Source organism: Rhodoferax antarcticus ANT.BR (assembly GCF_001938565.1).
Taxonomy (GTDB): Bacteria; Pseudomonadota; Gammaproteobacteria; order Burkholderiales; family Burkholderiaceae_C; genus Rhodoferax; species Rhodoferax antarcticus.
Genome location: NZ_MSYM01000013.1, coordinates 697,042 through 714,468, shown reverse-complemented (window position 1 = coordinate 714,468; position 17,427 = coordinate 697,042). Strand labels below are relative to the sequence as shown.

The 17,427-nt window shown below is 59.3% G+C and carries 16 protein-coding genes; 10 read left to right on the top strand and 6 right to left on the bottom strand.

Annotation, left to right across the window (positions count from 1 at the left end):
* Position 1: 1 nt before the first annotated feature.
* The 4 genes from BLL52_RS12165 (at position 2) to BLL52_RS12150 (ending at position 3,981) form a co-directional block, all read left to right on the top strand.
* On the top strand, positions 2 to 829 hold the full coding sequence (locus tag BLL52_RS12165) for a F0F1 ATP synthase subunit B family protein (RefSeq protein ID WP_075586885.1): 828 nt from the start codon (positions 2 to 4) through the stop codon (positions 827 to 829).
* On the top strand, positions 826 to 2,418 hold the full coding sequence (locus BLL52_RS12160; protein ID WP_075586884.1) for an alternate F1F0 ATPase, F1 subunit alpha: 1,593 nt from the start codon (positions 826 to 828) through the stop codon (positions 2,416 to 2,418). Before BLL52_RS12165 ends, BLL52_RS12160 begins: the two co-directional genes overlap by 4 nt.
* Positions 2,419 to 2,476: 58 nt before the next feature.
* The gene (locus tag BLL52_RS12155; protein ID WP_075586883.1) at positions 2,477 to 3,409 is read left to right on the top strand and encodes a F0F1 ATP synthase subunit gamma; all 933 of its coding nucleotides are present in this window, start codon (positions 2,477 to 2,479) and stop codon (positions 3,407 to 3,409) included.
* A 236-nt stretch (positions 3,410 to 3,645) separates the two neighbouring features.
* A complete protein-coding gene (locus tag BLL52_RS12150; protein ID WP_075586882.1) occupies positions 3,646 to 3,981 on the top strand; it encodes an HPF/RaiA family ribosome-associated protein in 336 nt (111 codons plus the stop codon).
* Here BLL52_RS12150 and BLL52_RS12145 read toward each other — a convergent pair.
* Both BLL52_RS12145 and BLL52_RS12140 read right to left on the bottom strand, forming a co-directional pair.
* The gene (locus BLL52_RS12145) at positions 3,975 to 4,994 is read right to left on the bottom strand and encodes a ComEC/Rec2 family competence protein (protein WP_139313378.1); all 1,020 of its coding nucleotides are present in this window, start codon (positions 4,992 to 4,994) and stop codon (positions 3,975 to 3,977) included. The two genes, BLL52_RS12150 and BLL52_RS12145, sit on opposite strands and share 7 nt — an antisense overlap.
* A 20-nt stretch (positions 4,995 to 5,014) precedes the next feature.
* The gene (locus BLL52_RS12140) at positions 5,015 to 7,345 is read right to left on the bottom strand and encodes a hypothetical protein (RefSeq protein WP_075586880.1); all 2,331 of its coding nucleotides are present in this window, start codon (positions 7,343 to 7,345) and stop codon (positions 5,015 to 5,017) included.
* Between the two features lie 632 nt (positions 7,346 to 7,977).
* On the opposite strand from BLL52_RS12140, the gene BLL52_RS12135 reads away from it, so the two are divergent.
* Entirely contained in the window at positions 7,978 to 8,523 is a 546-nt protein-coding gene (locus tag BLL52_RS12135; protein ID WP_075586879.1) for a phasin family protein, read from the top strand.
* A gap of 292 nt (positions 8,524 to 8,815) precedes the next feature.
* Here the strand turns inward: BLL52_RS12135 and clpA are convergent, their stop codons facing one another.
* The 3 genes from clpA to BLL52_RS12120 all read right to left on the bottom strand — a co-directional run bounded on the left by clpA (position 8,816) and on the right by BLL52_RS12120 (position 12,627).
* On the bottom strand, positions 8,816 to 11,143 hold the full coding sequence (clpA, locus tag BLL52_RS12130; RefSeq protein WP_075586878.1) for an ATP-dependent Clp protease ATP-binding subunit ClpA: 2,328 nt from the start codon (positions 11,141 to 11,143) through the stop codon (positions 8,816 to 8,818).
* 81 nt (positions 11,144 to 11,224) lie between these two features.
* Positions 11,225 to 11,587 carry an ATP-dependent Clp protease adapter ClpS gene (gene clpS / locus BLL52_RS12125; RefSeq protein WP_075586877.1) on the bottom strand — a complete coding sequence of 121 codons (363 nt, stop codon included), beginning with the start codon at positions 11,585 to 11,587 and terminating at the stop codon, positions 11,225 to 11,227.
* A gap of 8 nt (positions 11,588 to 11,595) precedes the next feature.
* Positions 11,596 to 12,627, bottom strand: a complete 1,032-nt coding sequence (locus BLL52_RS12120) for a tRNA dihydrouridine synthase (protein WP_075586876.1) — start codon at positions 12,625 to 12,627, stop codon at positions 11,596 to 11,598.
* Between the two features lie 160 nt (positions 12,628 to 12,787).
* Here BLL52_RS12120 and BLL52_RS12115 point away from each other — a divergent pair, with 160 nt between their 5' ends.
* Positions 12,788 to 13,258, top strand: coding sequence for an SRPBCC family protein (locus BLL52_RS12115; protein ID WP_075586875.1), 471 nt, complete (start codon positions 12,788 to 12,790; stop codon positions 13,256 to 13,258).
* 34 nt (positions 13,259 to 13,292) lie between these two features.
* Here the strand turns inward: BLL52_RS12115 and BLL52_RS12110 are convergent, their stop codons facing one another.
* Entirely contained in the window at positions 13,293 to 13,628 is a 336-nt protein-coding gene (locus tag BLL52_RS12110) for a DUF3579 domain-containing protein (protein ID WP_075587236.1), read from the bottom strand.
* A 247-nt stretch (positions 13,629 to 13,875) separates the two neighbouring features.
* Between BLL52_RS12110 and BLL52_RS12105 the strand changes: the two genes are divergently transcribed.
* From BLL52_RS12105 to BLL52_RS12090, 4 genes are read left to right on the top strand one after another with little or no spacing between them, the layout of a single operon-like run.
* Positions 13,876 to 15,096: an aspartate aminotransferase family protein gene (locus BLL52_RS12105; protein WP_075586874.1), complete on the top strand. Its 1,221-nt coding sequence runs from the start codon at positions 13,876 to 13,878 to the stop codon at positions 15,094 to 15,096.
* A gap of 59 nt (positions 15,097 to 15,155) precedes the next feature.
* The gene (gene argF / locus BLL52_RS12100; protein ID WP_075587235.1) at positions 15,156 to 16,076 is read left to right on the top strand and encodes an ornithine carbamoyltransferase; all 921 of its coding nucleotides are present in this window, start codon (positions 15,156 to 15,158) and stop codon (positions 16,074 to 16,076) included.
* A gap of 42 nt (positions 16,077 to 16,118) precedes the next feature.
* Positions 16,119 to 16,445, top strand: a complete 327-nt coding sequence (locus BLL52_RS12095; RefSeq protein ID WP_075586873.1) for a hypothetical protein — start codon at positions 16,119 to 16,121, stop codon at positions 16,443 to 16,445.
* Positions 16,442 to 17,311 carry an HDOD domain-containing protein gene (locus tag BLL52_RS12090; RefSeq protein WP_083633917.1) on the top strand — a complete coding sequence of 290 codons (870 nt, stop codon included), beginning with the start codon at positions 16,442 to 16,444 and terminating at the stop codon, positions 17,309 to 17,311. Before BLL52_RS12095 ends, BLL52_RS12090 begins: the two co-directional genes overlap by 4 nt.
* Positions 17,312 to 17,427 lie beyond the last annotated feature (116 nt).

Here is a 17,427-nt window from a genome sequence, read left to right as displayed (position 1 = left end):
CATGTTGATCGACTGGTTCACCGTCGGCGCGCAAGTGCTCAACTTCGTCGTGCTGGTCTGGTTGATGAAGCGTTTTCTCTACCAGCCAGTGCTCAACGCCATCGCAGCGCGTGAAAAACGCATTGCCGACCAGATCGCGGACGCCGCAGCCAAGGAAAGGCAAGCCACGGCCGAACGCCAGGCCTTCAAGGACAAAAACACCGCCTTCGACCAGCAGCGTGCCAGCCTGCTGGAGAAAGCCACCGCGAGCGCCAAAGCCCAGGCTCAGCAACTCGCCGACGAGGCGCAGACAGCCGCACTGGCGCTGGCAGCACAGCGCCAACAAGCCCTCGCCACGCAGGCCCAACACCTGCAGCAACTCATTGCCGGTCGTGCTGCGCAGGAGGTCTTTGCCGTAGCGCGCAAGACCTTAACCGATCTGGCCAACGTCAGTCTGGAAGAACGCATGGTCAAGGTCTTCACCCAACGCCTGGGTGAACTCGCCGCCCCCGCCAAAGACCAGCTCGGCGCGGCGCTCAAGCAAAGCACCGCACCCGCCCGGGTGCGCAGCCACTTCGACCTCCCCGCCGATCAGCAGGCGGCAGTACAAAACGCGATCAACGTTGCCTTCTCAGCCGAAGTGCCGCTGCGCTTTGAGACCGCGGCCGATACCGTCTGCGGCATTGAGCTCAGTGCCGGTGGGCAGAAGCTCGCCTGGACCATCACTGAGTACCTGCGCGATCTTGAGCACGGCGTGGCCGAGCTACTGGCACCGCCAGCATCGCCGGAGAGCCCCGATGCGCCGCGGCCCGGCGCCACACCAGCGCCTCACAGCGAAGCCGCCGCATGAACGCAGCCGCAGGCCCGTTGCAGACCCCAGCCGACGGCGACTTTGCCGCCAAGGCGCTTGATCGTGGCTTCGCCGCGCTGGCGCAGGGCCGCGCTGCATTCACGCCGATGCTGGTACCGCGCGAGGTTGGCACCATCACGCAAGTCACCACCGGCATCGCCCATGTCAGCGGCTTGCCCGGCGCCGGTTTTGATGAACTGCTGATATTCCCCGGCGGCCTGGCTGGCATCGCTTTCAACGTCGACGAGCACGAACTTGGCGTGGTGCTGCTCGGTGAGTACTGGAACCTGCAAGCCGGCAACGAGGTGCGCCGCACCGGCCGCGTGATGGACGTCGCTGTGGGCGCTGAGCTGCTCGGGCGCGTCGTCGACCCGCTGGGCCGTCCGCTCGACGGCCTTGGCCCGGTCAATGCCATAGCTCGGCTGCCAATCGAGCGGCCTGCTGCCGCCATCATGGACCGCTCGCCGGTTGACGTACCGCTGCAGACCGGGCTGAAGGTCATCGACGCACTGATCCCCATTGGCCGCGGCCAGCGCGAGCTGATACTGGGCGACCGCCAGACCGGCAAGACCGCCATCGCGCTTGACGCCATCCTGAACCAACGCGGGCAAGACGTCATCTGCGTCTACTGCGCCATCGGCCAGCGTGCCTCAGCGGTGGCCAAGGCGGTGGCAACGCTGCGCGACAAGGGCGCCATGGACTACACCGTCGTCGTTGTCACTGAAGGCAATCAACCGCCCGGACTGGCCTACATCACGCCTTATGCGGCCACCAGCATCGCCGAATATTTCATGGAAGCTGGCCGCGACGTGCTGATCGTCTACGACGATTTAACGCAGCACGCGCGCGCCTACCGCGAGCTGTCACTGCTGCTGCGCCGCCCGCCAGGGCGCGAGGCGTACCCTGGCGATATCTTCTATATCCACTCACGCCTGCTCGAACGCTCAACCCATTTGTGCAAAGAGCGCGGCGGTGGCTCGCTCACTGCGCTGCCCATCATCGAAACCGAAGCCGAAGACATCTCCGCTTACATCCCGACCAACCTGATATCGATCACCGACGGTCAGATTTACCTCTCGCCCTCGCTGTTCGACTTGGGTGTGCTGCCCGCAGTGGACGTGGGCAAGTCAGTGTCGCGGGTCGGCGGCAAGGCGCAGCGTGGCCCGTTCCGCGCGGTGGCCGGCGACCTGAAGCTGGCCTATGCACAGTTCGAGGAGCTCGAGAACTTTTCCCGCTTCGGCGCGCGGCTCGACGATGCGACCCGAAAGACCATCGCCCACGGCCAGCGTATTCGCGCCTGCCTGAAACAACCACAGTTTGCCCCTGTGGCCGTGCCGGGGCAGATCGCCGTCTTGCTTGCGCTGACGGCTGACCTGTTCGACACCGTGCCCTTGCCGCGCATGGCCGAAGCGCAACGTGCGGTTCAGGACGCTGCTGCCCAACTGGACGCAGCGTTGCATGAGCGCTTGCTCGGCAAGGACAGGCTGAACGACGAAGATCGTCAAGCCGTCACCGATCTCGCGGCGGCAGCGCTGAAAACATTTTTGCCGATGCCCAACGCCGAGCCTGTAACTAAGGCTTCCTCATGAGCACTCATAGTCGCCTTAAAGCGCTTATCCATGAGCGCGAAGCGCCAATGGACGCTCAATGAGCGACAGCCTCGCGGCCCTGCGCCGCCAGATCACCGGTGCCGACGACCTGCATGCCGTGGTGCGCACCATGAAAGCGGTAGCCGCTTCGAGCATCGGCGAATACGAGCGATCGGTGGTTGCGCTCGCCGACTACGACCGTATGGTCTCACTCGGCTTGGGGGAATGTTTTCGACAAGCCCAGGTGGACCCCACAGTCCCGCCCGAGCGGCGCGTGTCCGCGAAGGCGTCGGACCCGATTGGCGCCATCGTTTTCGGCTCAGACCAAGGGCTCATCGGACCCTTCAACGACGTCATCGCCGACCACGCCGCCAGCACCCTGGCCACCCTGCCCGGTCGCGCCCAAGTCTGGGCCGTCGGCGAACGGGTCGAATCACGGCTGAAGGATCTGCGATTGGACGTTCGCGGTGTGTATGACGTGCCTGCTTCGGTTGAAGCTATCGCGCTGCTTGTCGCGCAGATCCAGATCGACAGCGAGACGCGCCTTGCTAAAAGCGGCCCCAATCAGCTCGGACAGATCCATGTGTTCCACAACCGGCCGCTGGCCGCATCGCTGTACGAGCCAGTCGTTCAACGCGTGCTGCCGCTGGACGCCGCCTGGCAGCAGAGCCTGGAGGCCGAGCCATGGCCCGGCAAGGTCTTGCCGGAGGTGATGGACCACGGCGCGACGACCTTGCGCGCGCTGATCCGCGAATACCTGTTTATCACGCTGTTTCGCGCCTGCGCCGAATCGCTGGCCAGCGAAAATGCCAGCCGACTGGCTGCAATGGAGCGCGCCGACCGCAACATTCTGAGACTGCTTGAGGATTTGCAGGGCAGTTTTCACCGCCAGCGACAGGGCGCAATCGACGAGGAACTCTTTGACGTCACGTCGGGTTACGAAGCGCTCGCCCGCCCGACACCCGGCAACTCGCGTGCTCGAACATGTTGAAACTGCGCGAACCAATCCGTCACCCCGACGATTGAGGTCCTCCATGTGGCTTACCGAACCATACCTCTCTCCTGGGTAAGTGACGGTCATCAACCCTTGAAAGGAACCGTCCTGAAGACCGATAAAAGCGAAGTCGCCAATCGACACTTAAATAGCGGTCAAAATGATCCCCCAGGCGCACGCTGACCCCTGTCGCACACCTACCGGCTCATCAACAACATCATCTGGAGATAACCATGCAAATTTTGCTCAACACCGACACCCACATTGATGGACGCCAAGCCATGTCCGACCATCTGGAAACTGTCGTCAAGGCAGCATTGGGCCATTACGGCGAACGCATCACCCGCGTTGAGGCCCACGTGACCGATGTCAACAGCGCCAACAAGGCCGGGCCTGACGATATTCAATGCACCCTAGAAGCGCGGCCAAACGGCCGCGATCCGATCGTTGTCAAAGATCGCGCTGGGTCGGCCCATCAGGCCATCCAGGGCGCGGTGAACAAGCTCGTTCGCGCGATTGGCAGCACCTTCGAGAAGCTCGATCAGCGCCCGGCTGCTCGCCCTCAATGACAGACTAAACCGCTGTGGCCGCCGCGTTCATTAGCCACCCCGACCTCGGCGGGATAATTGAAATGCAGTGTCTTGCGGTCAGCTTGCCGCCCGACCAACACGCGGGCGATGGCCTCGGGGTCAGGGTGATTGAATTGCTGGCCACTGGTTGAAATTAAATAATTGTCAGCAGGGAACGCGGCCACCAAAGCCTGCGAGACATTGTTTTTGCTGCCGTGGTGCGGCAACTTCAAGACGCTCAGTGGCAGGCTCGACACCTTGAATGGCGGACGTTGCAGGCTGTTGATCAGTACGCCGGGGTGGGCGTCAGCGCCAAAAAGTACGCGCTTGCCAGCGTACTCGGCCACAAAGGCGATGCTGCTGCCGTTGGCCTCAGTTCTGTCCTCGGTAAACCTTGCTTTGGCCCAGTCTTGCACTTTGCCACCCAGAAAGCCGCCGGGCAGCGCGTCGTCGATCGTGTAGGCATGGCCAGGCACTAGGCCCGCTTTGCGCACCTCTTTTTCCCACTTGGGTTTGAGCTTTTGCAGCTTGCCAAACGTTGGCGACAGCAGCGTGATCTTCATGCCTGAGAACGTGAAAGAAGGCAGCTTGCCAGCATCAGGCACCATCACCGCCAACCCCTTGAAGCGTTTGTTCCAGACCCAGGGGCCGTTTTGCACCAAAGGCGTGAGCATTTCGCCCTGCTTGGCCCCCAGCAACGCAGGCGCGGTGTTGGAAAGGTGAAAGTAGCCGTTAAACCAGACCTCCTTGATCACCACACCGCAGCCGGGCGCCTGCTTCAAGAACTCGATCGCGCCGCCAATGTGGTCTGCATCAATATTCGTCACCACAAACAACTCAAACCGGCAACTGCCCTCTGCAGCCACCACTGCCTTGATTTTTGGCAGCAGCGCGCGCGGGTAAGTGCCCACGGTGCCCGCGTCAATCAGGATGCGCTTGGGCGGCTGGGTGGTGCCGTATTCCACCCAAAGACAGTCGCCGTGCTCGGCAGGCAGCATATGAATACGAAACATGGTCAATATCCTCCTGCTGATCAGGCCTGAATTCGCCAGGAACTGTGGCCGTAGGCGGCCAGACTCAGCACAAACGGGTCGCCCGCAGCCAGCATGGCACGCTTGACCTCCAGCAAAATCTCATCAAACGCGCGGCCATCGCCCGCGGCCTTGATTTTCTCGAGCAGTGTGCGTGCAAATCGGGTGGCGTGGGTGCCGTGCACCGTGGCCAATGTCCCCAGCACGATGGAGGCACCCGCCTCCTTGAACTCGCGGACAAAGTTCAAAAACGGCACATCGGCCAGCGCTGTGCTGCAGCCCAACAACAGCACCACCGGCCCCGGCCCAACCAGGTTAGGCGCGAGCACATAAGCAGAATCCAGCTGTACCGAGGTGAGCCACTTTTTCTGAATCTCCAGCGCCGGGGTGTTCAGAAAGTCCGGCGAGTTGTCGGTATGCGGCAGCAGCACCAGCAGAGACGCCGCCGGTTTGGCCAGAATGCCCTTGCGCCACGCCTGCCAGGAGGGCACCAGGCGCACCTTTGAACTGAGCGCGCTTAGAGCCGACAGCAAGCCGTCCTTGCCCTGCAGGTCTTCGGTGGCCACCCGTGCACTGGCGGCCAGCAGCGCCGCCGTGAAAGGCGACAGGCTGTCCGCACCCGGCTGCGGCACCTGAAACAGATGCTGGTCAGACTTGCCAAAAGGCTGGCGCTCGATGCACTTGCTCATCCCCCAAAAAGCCGCTGGGCACACGCAACGCGGGTCATTGACGTGCTGGCACTGGTCATGCACGCTGGCGTCCTGGGCCAATAGCGCCTTTTGCGCGTTGGGGCACAGCTTGGCGTTGATGTTGGGGGGCGCACCGGTGTAGACAAACTCCACCGGCAGGTAGGCTCTGGCACGCGCCTCCACCACCTGCACGCGGGCGGCCTGGTTGAAGTCACCCAGATTGATCTGGCGGCCAAGCTCGCGCTTGAGCGCATAACCCTGCGTGGCCAGCTGTACCATCAGCGCCACCAGGGCCGGGGAATCCAGCGTGAGTGAGTCACCAGCGGTGCTGATATTGGTGCCAGACAGCAGCGCCTCAATCGTCTTGACCAGCACGTCCAGGCCCGCTGGTTCACTGAATGAGGCCGCGCCATTGGCGAGTGTGGTAATACCGGGCACACCGGCCGGGTTGTCATTGATGACGATTGCCAGGTCTGCGGCGGGCTCAGAAGCGCTGCTGGCAAACGCCGGGTTCACGGTGTTTTCCTGACGCAGCGCCAAGTCTGCTCCTGCATCAGGCGCAGACAACATCAGCGTTTGCAGAATACGGTTGCGGTGCACGATGAGCACCCGCGCCCGAAAAGCCCGCGCATCACGCCCCGCAGTAAAGGCAAACTCGGCCACGCTGCTCGGGCCGGTTTTGGGCAGGTGGATGGTTTGCACCTGCCCGGGCACGATGCCGCCAACGCCGTTGGCCGTGTCCAGCGCGCAAAACACCACCTGCAGGTCATGGCCCTGCTCAGACGGCGGCAACGCAGACTCATCCAGCGCTTTGTCAGCACGCAGCGCGGCCCGGTCAACTTCTGCACCAATATGAACTCGGGCCAGGTAGCGCTGCGCAGCCACCAGCCGCTTGACGCTGCGGCGCCGGGCACCGCTTGTGACGATGCGGCATTGCACATAGCGCAACGCCGATTCTGTTGGTTTTATGATGCTTTTTACGGCTCTAGCCCTTGTTCCATAAGCGCCAAGTGCTATGTTTTTAATACTAATGAATGAGCGCTTGGCACCATGATCAAGGGCACTGGCAATGCCCTCCACCAAGGCTGCCACCGCCGGAAAGCGCGCCAGCGGCTGCAAGCTCTGAATCGCCAGGCTGTCCGCGCTGGGTAAAACCAGCTGCTGATACTGAGGCGCTTGCCCGCCCGCCGTGGCCGCCAACTCGTTGGTCACCACCCGCCCGTTGCCATCGGTAACATCAAGCAGTCGCTGCGTGCAACCGTGGGACCCCTGGCGGTAAGCCAGTACCTCGCGCGACACCTTCATTTGGTCACCAGACTGGTCAATCTGCAGGTCGTAACTGATCAGCGCATGGCAGCGTGGGTCTGCGCCAACGCGAAACTTGATCTGGATGGTGATGGGCTCGGGCGCCACATCGCTGCTGCGGTCTTCCTTTGCAGCGCTGCGTGCGCTGGCAGAGCGCAGTTGTTCCAGCGCTACGCTGGGCTGGGTCAACCACGCCTGGTGCAAAAACTTCAAAAGCGCCTCAAGCGCCAGCGCCTGCGCGCCATCCGCGACGTCCAGCAAAGAACGCCCCCGCGAGCTGCGCAGGCTGATCTGCTGGAAACCACCAAAATTGATCAAACGGACGGCTTCAATGTGCATGCGTTAGGTCTCCAGTGCGCAGATTGTGTCTGACACCCGGCCCAGACTCAAACATGGGTGCACCCGACAAATGTCCTATCCGACTAGCTGCGGATGATCTTTGTTAGCCACAGCATCGTGCACCCGCGGCCTCCGGTAACGCCCCCAATCTGCGCTTCGACTCCGAAGCCAACACGTCCGCCGCCATGCGATTGTGTGCGGACGGCTGATGAAGGCATGTGTGGCTGAGCGTAAAAATCATATTAAGGGTTTCTATCTGCCCACTTAAAGCCCGCAGACCCAATCCGGAGGAGCGGCTCACGCCAATTTGAAACAGGCAGTGGGTAAGCGCGTACCTGTCAGGTCCCAGGTCAAAGAATGTGAGGCGGCGAATAACCACATCACCACGTCGACGCTAAATCTTCTGCGCGTTATGGGTTACTTCCAGAATCGGCGGGTTCGCTATGCGCCTTAAGACTTCAGAGGGCCAGAGAAATAGAACTTTCAGCCTAATTTGTTGCATTGCAGCAAATTAGGCTTGCGCGGTTGAATCTTATCCCTATAATCCGTATATGCTGCACTGCAACATGCGTCGAGTTCAGGCTCAGCGATGGAGCAGACCAATTTTTTATTCAACCGATGGAGATACGAAAATGATGATGACCCTAGAACAAGTTATGGCCTCTCAAAAAGCCAACATGGAAACTTTGCTGAGCCTGACCGCCAAGGCTTTTGAAGGCGTTGAAAAGATTGTTGAACTGAACATGGCAGCCTCCAAAGCCGCTTTGGCCGAATCCACAGACAACGCCAAAGCCATGCTCAGCGTGAAAGATGCCCAGGAACTGATGGCTCTGCAATCAGGTTTGATGCAACCGCTGGCTGAAAAGACAGCCGCCTACAGCCGTCATCTCTATGAGATCACCAGCGGCACCACCAGCGAAATCACCAAGGCCATGGAAGGCCAGGCAGCACAAGCTCAGCAACAGTTCACCGGCTTGATGGACACCGCTACCAAAAACGCGCCAGCAGGCTCTGAAGCCGCTGTGGCTGTCATGAAAAATGCAGTAGCCGCAGCGACCAACGCTCTGGAATCGGTTCAAAAAGCCGTCAAACAAGCGACTGACGTTGCTGAGTCGAACTTCACCGCCATGTCTAACACTGCTGCGAACACTGCCAAGACCGCGACTAAAAAGCGTTGATTGACATCCTGTTTGCTCGTGGTGAACAGAAGATGCAATTAAAGAACTTACTCTAAGGATCAAGGGAAAACCCTGAGATACTTACGGAAGTTGTAAATTTATAAACCTTCGGGTTTTAGACAGTTGTCTCCTCGGGTCCTTTCGAAGCCGTCAGGTTCAGGGATCCCTTAAGGGTTGGTCGCAAGACCAACCCTTTTTTTTAGGGCAATTCCGGAAAAATTTAGAAGACAAAAACCGGCACCGCCTTCAACAGGCGCTGCCGGTTTTGCGTGAACTCGCGTTGAGCGGAAGGTTAGCTAACCGCGGCCTCCTGCGGTTCAGGCTTTGCCTTGCCCTCTTTCTTTGGCAGCGGTGTGATCTCCAGCAACACCTCGGTTTTGCTGTCGTCTTTCTCGTCTAGGTCCACCGTCAAGCGGCCGCCATCCATCAAGCGCCCGAACAGCAGTTCGTCCGCCAGAGCACGCCGGATGGTGTCCTGAATCAGGCGCTGCATCGGGCGCGCACCCATCAATGGATCAAACCCCTTCTTGGCCAAATGCTTACGCAATTTGTCGGTGAACGTGACTTCAACCTTTTTATCAGCCAGTTGCGCTTCCAGCTGCAGCAGAAATTTATCCACCACCCGCAGAATGACGTTCTCGTCCAGTGCCTTGAAGCTGACGATGGCATCCAGTCGGTTACGGAACTCCGGTGTAAACAGGCGCTTGATGTCGGCCATTTCATCACCCGCTTCACGCGGGTTGGTAAAGCCGATGGCAGCCTTGTTCATGGTCTCTGCGCCAGCATTGGTCGTCATGATCATGATGACGTTGCGGAAATCGGCTTTGCGTCCGTTGTTGTCAGTTAGCGTACCGTGATCCATCACCTGCAACAGCACGTTGAAAATTGCTGGGTGCGCTTTTTCAATCTCATCAAGCAACAGCACACAATGCGGTTTTTTGGTAATGGCTTCGGTCAGCAGTCCACCCTGATCGAACCCCACGTAGCCAGGAGGCGCACCAATCAGACGACTCACCGCGTGCTGCTCCATGTACTCGCTCATGTCAAAGCGGATCAGCTCAATGCCCATGATGTAAGCCAACTGCTTGGCCGCTTCGGTCTTGCCAACGCCGGTCGGACCACTGAACAGGAAGGAGCCAATCGGTTTATCGCCCTTGCCCAAACCGGAACGCGCCATCTTGACGCTGGAGGCCAGCATATCTAGTGCCTTGTCTTGACCAAACACCACATTGCGAAGGTCACGCTCCAGCGTTTTCAGCTTGCCGCGATCGTCGTTGGAGACATTGGCAGGCGGAATACGGGCGATCTTGGCCACGATCTCTTCGACCTCGGTCTTGGTGATGATTTTTTTACGCTTGGATGCAGGCAGGATGCGCTGCGCAGCGCCCGCCTCGTCAATCACGTCAATCGCTTTGTCAGGCAAATGGCGGTCATTGATGTACTTGGCACTCAGCTCTGCAGCTGCCTGCAACGCAGCCAGCGCGTACTTGACGCTGTGGTGTTCTTCAAAGCGGGATTTGAGTCCTTTGAGAATGTCCACCGTCTCTTCGACGGTGGGCTCGACCACATCCACTTTTTGGAAGCGGCGGCTTAAGGCAGCATCTTTCTCGAAAATACCCCGGTATTCGGTGAAAGTGGTGGCGCCAATGCACTTGAGCGCACCAGAACTCAGTGCTGGCTTCAGCAAGTTGGAGGCATCCAGCGTGCCGCCAGAGGCTGCACCAGCGCCAATCAACGTGTGAATTTCGTCGATGAACAAAACCATGTTGGGCTTGTCTTTCATGGCCTTAAGCACACCCTTAAGGCGCTGCTCAAAATCACCCCGGTACTTGGTGCCGGCCAGCAAGGCGCCCATGTCGAGTGAGTAAACAATCGACTCAGCCAAAATGTCAGGCACGTCTTTTTGCGTGATGCGCCAGGCAAGACCCTCCGCAATAGCGGTTTTGCCAACACCGGCCTCGCCCACCAGCAGCGGGTTGTTTTTGCGGCGCCGACACAGAATCTGAATGACGCGCTCCACCTCGTGGTCGCGACCGATAAGTGGGTCAATCTTGCCGTCTTTGGCCAACTGGTTGAGGTTTTGCGTGTACAGCTCAAGCGGTGACGCCTTGTCGTTCTTTTCCGACCCCGAGTCATCTGACTCAGCCGGGCTATCACCTGACTTGATGGGCTCTGGCGGGTCAGTCTTTTTGATGCCGTGGGCAATAAAATTCACCACATCCAGACGCGTCACACCCTGCTGGTGCAGGTAATAAACAGCGTGGGAATCTTTCTCGCCAAAAATAGCCACCAGCACGTTAGCGCCGGTCACTTCTTTTTTACCGCTGCCGGTGGACTGCACATGCATGATCGCACGCTGGATCACGCGCTGGAAACCCAGCGTTGGCTGCGTGTCGACATCATCCGTGCCAGACACCTGGGGCGTGTTGTCCTTGATGAAGGTCACCAGCGATTTGCGCAAGTCATCCACATTGGCGGAGCAGGCGCGTAAAACCTCGGCGGCGCTGGGGTTGTCCAGCAAGGCCAGCAACAAGTGCTCCACGGTGATGAATTCATGGCGCTGTTGGCGCGCCTCCACAAACGCCATGTGAAGACTGACTTCCAATTCTTGGGCAATCATGGTGTTCCTTTAAAAACTGCGGTTCGGTGATCAACTGTAATCTGATTTGAAATCAGGACTCATCTACGGGGATTCAGAGGCTTAGGAATCAACCGACTCTGCAACACACTGCAACGGATGCCCCGCTTTGTTGGCAGCATCCAGCACCTGATTGACCTTGGTAACGGCCACATCTCGTGAATACACCCCACACACGGCACGCCCATCAAGATGGATCTTCAACATGATCTGGGTGGCTGTTTCCAGATCTTTGCCGAAGTATTCCTGAATCATGATCACCACAAACTCCATCGGCGTGTAATCATCATTGAGCATGACCACCTGGTAAAGCTTGGGCGGCTTGGTCTTCTGGGCGCGGCGTTCAAGCAACACCGTGCCGTTAGAGTCATCCACTTCAGGTTTGACTGGGCGCTGAGGGATAATTTTTGGTGTTTTTGTACTCATGAAATATTCTATCGAGCGGCTTCCCGCGCTGCAGACTCAGGTGAAATGGTGCCGTTTATATAAGATTCAAGCCCTGAACGCTGCTGCACCATCCACAAATCAACATCAGCGGGGTGGTGAAAGGTTTTGACCGCTTGAAACGCTTGTTGTGCCTCGGGATAAACCCGGCGCAGCAGGTTGAGCCACTGTTTAAGCCGCCCGGTCTGCTGGCCCACCAGCAGGCGCGCGCAGACCAAGCGCCAAAAGTCGGTGATCAGCGGTATCAACTGCTGCCAAGTCAACGCCACACCATTTTGCAAGCCCTGCACCGAGGCTGTTGGCGCAGCAGGTGCCACGGCGCCTTGGGCCGCCAGAATCTCCAGCGCCAAACCCGGGCGAGCCACCAAGCCACGCCCGAGCATCATTGCGCTGCAGCCGCTGGCGGCTTGACACGCCAAGGCGTCAGCCACGGTCCAGATTTCGCCATTGGCCACCAGCGGCAGTTTGACCACCTGGCGAATATCCCCGATACGCTCCCAATAAGCGGGTGGCCGATAGCCGTCCAATTTCGTGCGCGCGTGCACCACTAGCTCGTTGGCCCCCGCGGCTTCAATGGCCAGCGCACACTCTTCGGCGCGCGTGTCGTCTTGCACGCCCAGGCGCATCTTGGCCGACACCGGCTGGTGCGCAGGCACGGCACGGCGAACCTCAGAGACGATTCTGTACAGCAGTTCGGGTTCATCCAGCAGCGCTGCACCACCACGGTGCCGGTTCACCACCGGCGAGGGGCAGCCAAAGTTCAGGTCCACGCCGTTTGGCCCCATGCTGGCCAACCTAGCAGCGTTGTCGGCCAGGCACACTGGGTCAGAGCCCAGCAACTGAGGGCGCACCGGCACGCCAGCCGCAGTTTGACTGCCGTACAACAGCTCTGGCACCAGCCGCGTAAACACCCGTTCAGGCAAGAGCGTGTCGGTGATGCGGATGAACTCAGACACGCAGCGCTGCACACCACCCACCCGCGTCAAAATGTCGCGCAGGGTGAAATCCAGCAACCCCTCCATGGGGGCCAGTAGCAGGGTGACGGGGGAATGGACTTTGGTGGGCACAGGCCGATTGTGGCGTCAATCCAGACCGCTCTCAGGCTATGATTTGCCAACCACTTGCGCCGCAGGCAGGCCTTGTTCAAGGCTGTTGTTCTGCACAAAACCCCTGGAGATTGCAATGACCGTTACCGTGAACCTTGATTTGGGCTATGCGTTTGCCGTCAAAGCACCGTATCAAACCGTGTTTGAGATGCTTTCTGACGTGCCCAAATCCGCCAGCCACTTTCCCAAACTTGACCAATTGGTGGATCTTGGCGACGGCGTTTACCGCTGGGAGATGGCCAAGATTGGCGTCTCCAAATTTGTTCTGCAAACCATTTACGCCTCCAAATATGTCTCGGATGTGGGCAAAGGCAGTGTGGTTTGGACCCCCGTCAAGGGCGAAGGCAATGCGCTGGTGTCGGGCAGCTGGAAGGTGGTGGACAAGAAAAAGTCTACGCATTTAACGCTGCACATCAAAGGCGTTGTGGAAATGCCGCTGCCGAGCATGGTGAAAATGATTGTGGTCCCCGCCGTGCAGGGCGAGTTTGAAAAGCTGGTAGAGCAGTACATAGCCAACCTCACCAAACGGTTTGGCGGCGAGGTCTGAGCCTTTGCATCAGCTGGTAAGCATGGGTTAGGACCTATGCGCGCGTGGGTTTGGATACCACACCCTGCCCGGCAGGCGGCACACCTTCAAAGGTTTGCAAATCGTTGTCCTTGGCAAAGTTCATGCAAAAGTCCCACGCCATCATTTCATGGTTGCGCAAGGCTTCATCCACGATCACGCATCGCACGCCATTCACACTGGTCGGCACGCACCAAGGTGAGTAAGTGAAATGGCGCCCTGGCAAGGCCACACCGGGACGAAACTGACTCATGACCCCGGCCAGCCGCTCGGCCCAGTCGCTGGGCCTAAAAGCGCGGCCAGCGTGGGTGACCCCCAGGATGTAGACTTTTTTGGATGTGTGTGAAACCATCTGGTAGCGGCCAATCAGTGGGTGGTAACGCGATGCTGCGATGCACAAAGATTGTAGTATGCATCTTATGTCTTATACAAGACTTGATGAATGTTAAGTAACACTCATGTGACCTACGCGTTACCAGTCAGGCAGCGCTGTCCTCAGCGGCGCCCCATGGTTAACCCATGGATTTGATCGGTCTAAAATCGTCCTTCAACGGCCCAACCTGCGTTGGGCCGCTTTGTTTTCCCATGGAGATCGCCGCATGACTGCCACCCGCACCTTCGTTGAAGCCGCCTCGCCCCACGTGATGAACACTTACGGACGACTGCCGATTGCCCTGTCGCACGGCCAGGGCTGCCGCGTCTGGGACGTCAATGGCAAGTGCTATCTGGATGCTTTGGGCGGCATAGCAGTCAACACCCTGGGCCACAACCATCCGCAACTGGTGCCCGCTTTGCAGGACCAGATCGGCAAGATCATCCACAGCTGCAACTATTACCACGTGCCAAATCAGGAGGCACTGGCGAAAAAACTGGTCGAGCTATCCGGCATGACCAACGTGTTTTTTTGCTCGACCGGGCTGGAAGCCAACGAGGCAGCCCTGAAACTGGCGCGCAAGTTTGGCCACGACAAGGGCATTGACCGTCCCGAGATCGTGGTTTATGAAAAGGCCTTCCATGGTCGCAGCATTGCGACGCTCAGCGCCACCAGCAACCCGAAGATTCAGGCTGGCTTTGGGCCGCTGGTGGAAGGGTTTATCCGGGTTCCACTCAACGACATTGCTGCACTCAAGGCGGCCACGCAAGACAACCCGAACGTGGTCGCGGTATTTTTTGAAGCCATTCAGGGTGAAGGCGGCGTCAACCCGATGGACCTGGATTACCTGCGCGAACTGCGCACCCTGTGTGACGAGCGCCACTGGTTGATGATGATCGACGAGGTGCAATGCGGCATGGGCCGCACCGGCAAGTGGTTTGCCCACCAATGGGCCGGCATCGTGCCCGACGTGATGCCACTGGCCAAGGGCTTGGGCTCTGGCGTGCCGGTGGGTGCGGTGGTAGCTGGTCCCAAAGCCGCCCACATCTTCCAGCCCGGCAACCACGGCACCACCTTTGGCGGCAACCCGCTGGCCACGCGCGCTGGGGTGGAAACCATCCGCATCATGGAAGAAGACAACCTGCTGGACAACGCCGCCACAGTAGGCACCTACCTGAAAAAGGGCCTAGAGACAGCCCTGTCCGCCGAGCTGGTAAGCGGTGCGGTGAAGGAAATTCGCGGCCTCGGCCTGATGTTGGGCATTGACCTAAGTAAGCCGTGTGGTGTCCTCACCCAGCGCGCGGCAGATGCGGGTCTGCTGATCAGCGTGACCGCCGACAGCGTGGTGCGCCTGGTGCCCCCGCTGATTCTGACCAAGGTTGAGGCTGACGAGATCGTCGCCCTGCTCTGCCCCCTGATTTCTGCTTTGTTAAAAGAGACGCCATGAAACCTGCAAACCCGATTAGCCAAGGCATTCCCAGCACCATCGCGAAAGGCGCTCCACCCGTGCGGCACTACCTACAATTCTCTGACCTGACCGCCGACGAATACGCCTACCTGCTGGAGCGCGCGGCCTTCATCAAAGCCAAGTTCAAGACCTTCACCCGGCATCAGCCGCTGGTGGACCGCACGATGGCGATGATTTTCGAGAAAGCCTCCACCCGCACCCGCGTCAGCTTTGAGGCTGGTATGTACCAACTCGGCGGCAGCGTGGTGCACCTGACCACTGGTGACAGCCAGTTGGGCCGTGCCGAGCCGATAGAAGACAGCGCCCGCGTCATCAGCCGCATGGCCGACCTGGTGATGATCCGCACCTTCGAGCAAACCAAGATCGAGCGCTTTGCCGAGTATTCACGCGTGCCAGTGATCAACGGCCTGACCAACGAGTTTCATCCCTGCCAGATCCTGGCCGACATCTTCACCTTCATCGAACACCGCGGCCCGATCCAGGGCAAGACGGTGGCCTGGGTGGGCGACGGCAACAACATGGCCAACACCTGGCTGCAAGCGGCCACGCTGCTGGGTTTCAAGGTCAACGTGAGCACTCCCAGGGGTTACGAAGTTGATGAGAAAATAGCCTCTGGCCCTTATGGAATAAGCGCGGGCAGCTATGAAAACTTTAGCAATCCGCTGGACGCCTGCCATGGTGCCGATCTGGTCACCACCGATGTCTGGACCAGCATGGGCTTTGAGGCTGAGAACGAAGTGCGCAAACAGGCTTTTGAAGCCTGGCGTGTCAGCGCCGCCATGCTGGCTGTGGCCCAGCCCGAGGCGCTGTTCATGCACTGCCTGCCCGCCCACCGTGGCGAAGAAGTGGATGCCGACGTGCTCGACGGGCCGCAAAGCGTGGTCTGGGACGAGGCCGAAAACCGCATGCATGTGCAAAAAGCGTTGATGGAATACCTGCTGCTGGGTCGCCAGGCCTGAGTCGGCTTTGCGCTGCCACATCGACTTCTTTTGGGAGCATTCATGAGGACGCGCCGCCAGTACATTCCTTTCACCGAGATCAAGCCCGGCATGGTGCTGGGCGAAACTGTCCAGGTGGTTCAACGTGGTTTGCTCAGCATGGTGTTGCCACCCGGACACCCACTCACCCCCGACAACGTCAACCAACTCAATGCACACCACGCTGAATTCATCTGCATCGACCAACCAGATGAACGCAGCGACGAACAAATCATCCTCGACAGCGAACAGGCGGTGCACCGGGTGCAAGAGCTTTTCAAGGACTGCAACCTGGACGAGCCGACACTGTTGGCGCTGTTCAACCAGGTGATGGCTTACCGCACCTCATGATGAACCGCCCACCCATTACCCGCGACACCATCATCCAGCGCAGTCGGCTGATGCCGAGTTTTCCCAACGTGGTGCAAGAGATTTTGGCCACGCTGGACGACCCTGACACCAACTTGAATGTGCTGGTGCGCTACATCAACCTGGACCCGGTGATCACGGCCCGGGTGCTGGCGGTGGCCAATACTGCCGCCATGCAAGGGCGCCGGGATGCAGATATCAGCAGCATTTTTGCTGCGACCTCGTTGATCGGTCTGTCAAAGGTCCGCAGCATCACCCTGATCAGCAGCCTAGGCGCTTTCATTCAAAAAACGGCGGCAATCTCCCTGCCCACCTCATTTTGGGAACACAGCGTGGCCATCAGCATCTGCGCCCAGGAACTCACCCAACATGTGGCGCAGCCGGTCAATGCAGACGCCGCGCTGATCTCAGGCATGTTGCACGACATGGGCCAACTCTGGCTGTACACGCTGGATGCCAATGCCACACGCGCCTGCTGGCAAAAATCCATAACGTCCCCGCTGGGCATTGAAGCAATCGAGCGCGAGGCTTTTGGTATTGACCACGCCACCGTTGGCGCCTGGCTGGCCGAACACTGGAAACTGCCCCTACAGATCGTGCAGGCTATCCAGTACCACCACCACCCAGACACCGCGCTGGCCAACCCGCTGGTCCCATTGATCCATGTAGCCGAGGTGCTGGGCAATGCCCTGGACCTGGGCCACCGGGACCAGAACCGCGTTACCCACATCTCCAGCGTAGCTTGCGAGACACTCGGGTTGGTGTTGGACGACACCATTGGCCCTCTTTTTGGCCGCATCGAAGCGCGTAGCCGACATGCCAACCAGTTTTTCAGCCTAGCCCGTTGACCAAGAAACAGCCAAACGGCAGTGATTCTCCGGCTCCCAGCAGGCGCTAAGCCACTCACCGGCCAGCGCTCACCCGTGGGTCAAGGCTTGCGATGAAAGGTAATGGGGTGCTTCTG

Excerpts from the sequence above, each read along its gene's own strand:
- BLL52_RS12165 (WP_075586885.1), top strand. The coding sequence starts at position 2 with ATGTTGATCGACTGGTTCACCGTCGGCGCGCAAGTGCTCAACTTCGTC.
- BLL52_RS12160 (WP_075586884.1), top strand. The coding sequence starts at position 826 with ATGAACGCAGCCGCAGGCCCGTTGCAGACCCCAGCCGACGGCGACTTT.
- BLL52_RS12155 (WP_075586883.1), top strand. The coding sequence starts at position 2,477 with ATGAGCGACAGCCTCGCGGCCCTGCGCCGCCAGATCACCGGTGCCGAC.
- BLL52_RS12150 (WP_075586882.1), top strand. The coding sequence starts at position 3,646 with ATGCAAATTTTGCTCAACACCGACACCCACATTGATGGACGCCAAGCC.
- BLL52_RS12145 (WP_139313378.1), bottom strand. The coding sequence starts at position 4,994 with ATGTTTCGTATTCATATGCTGCCTGCCGAGCACGGCGACTGTCTTTGG.
- BLL52_RS12140 (WP_075586880.1), bottom strand. The coding sequence starts at position 7,345 with ATGCACATTGAAGCCGTCCGTTTGATCAATTTTGGTGGTTTCCAGCAG.
- BLL52_RS12135 (WP_075586879.1), top strand. The coding sequence starts at position 7,978 with ATGATGATGACCCTAGAACAAGTTATGGCCTCTCAAAAAGCCAACATG.
- clpA (WP_075586878.1), bottom strand. The coding sequence starts at position 11,143 with ATGATTGCCCAAGAATTGGAAGTCAGTCTTCACATGGCGTTTGTGGAG.
- clpS (WP_075586877.1), bottom strand. The coding sequence starts at position 11,587 with ATGAGTACAAAAACACCAAAAATTATCCCTCAGCGCCCAGTCAAACCT.
- BLL52_RS12120 (WP_075586876.1), bottom strand. The coding sequence starts at position 12,627 with ATGGAGGGGTTGCTGGATTTCACCCTGCGCGACATTTTGACGCGGGTG.
- BLL52_RS12115 (WP_075586875.1), top strand. The coding sequence starts at position 12,788 with ATGACCGTTACCGTGAACCTTGATTTGGGCTATGCGTTTGCCGTCAAA.
- BLL52_RS12110 (WP_075587236.1), bottom strand. The coding sequence starts at position 13,628 with ATGGTTTCACACACATCCAAAAAAGTCTACATCCTGGGGGTCACCCAC.
- BLL52_RS12105 (WP_075586874.1), top strand. The coding sequence starts at position 13,876 with ATGACTGCCACCCGCACCTTCGTTGAAGCCGCCTCGCCCCACGTGATG.
- BLL52_RS12095 (WP_075586873.1), top strand. The coding sequence starts at position 16,119 with ATGAGGACGCGCCGCCAGTACATTCCTTTCACCGAGATCAAGCCCGGC.
- BLL52_RS12090 (WP_083633917.1), top strand. The coding sequence starts at position 16,442 with ATGATGAACCGCCCACCCATTACCCGCGACACCATCATCCAGCGCAGT.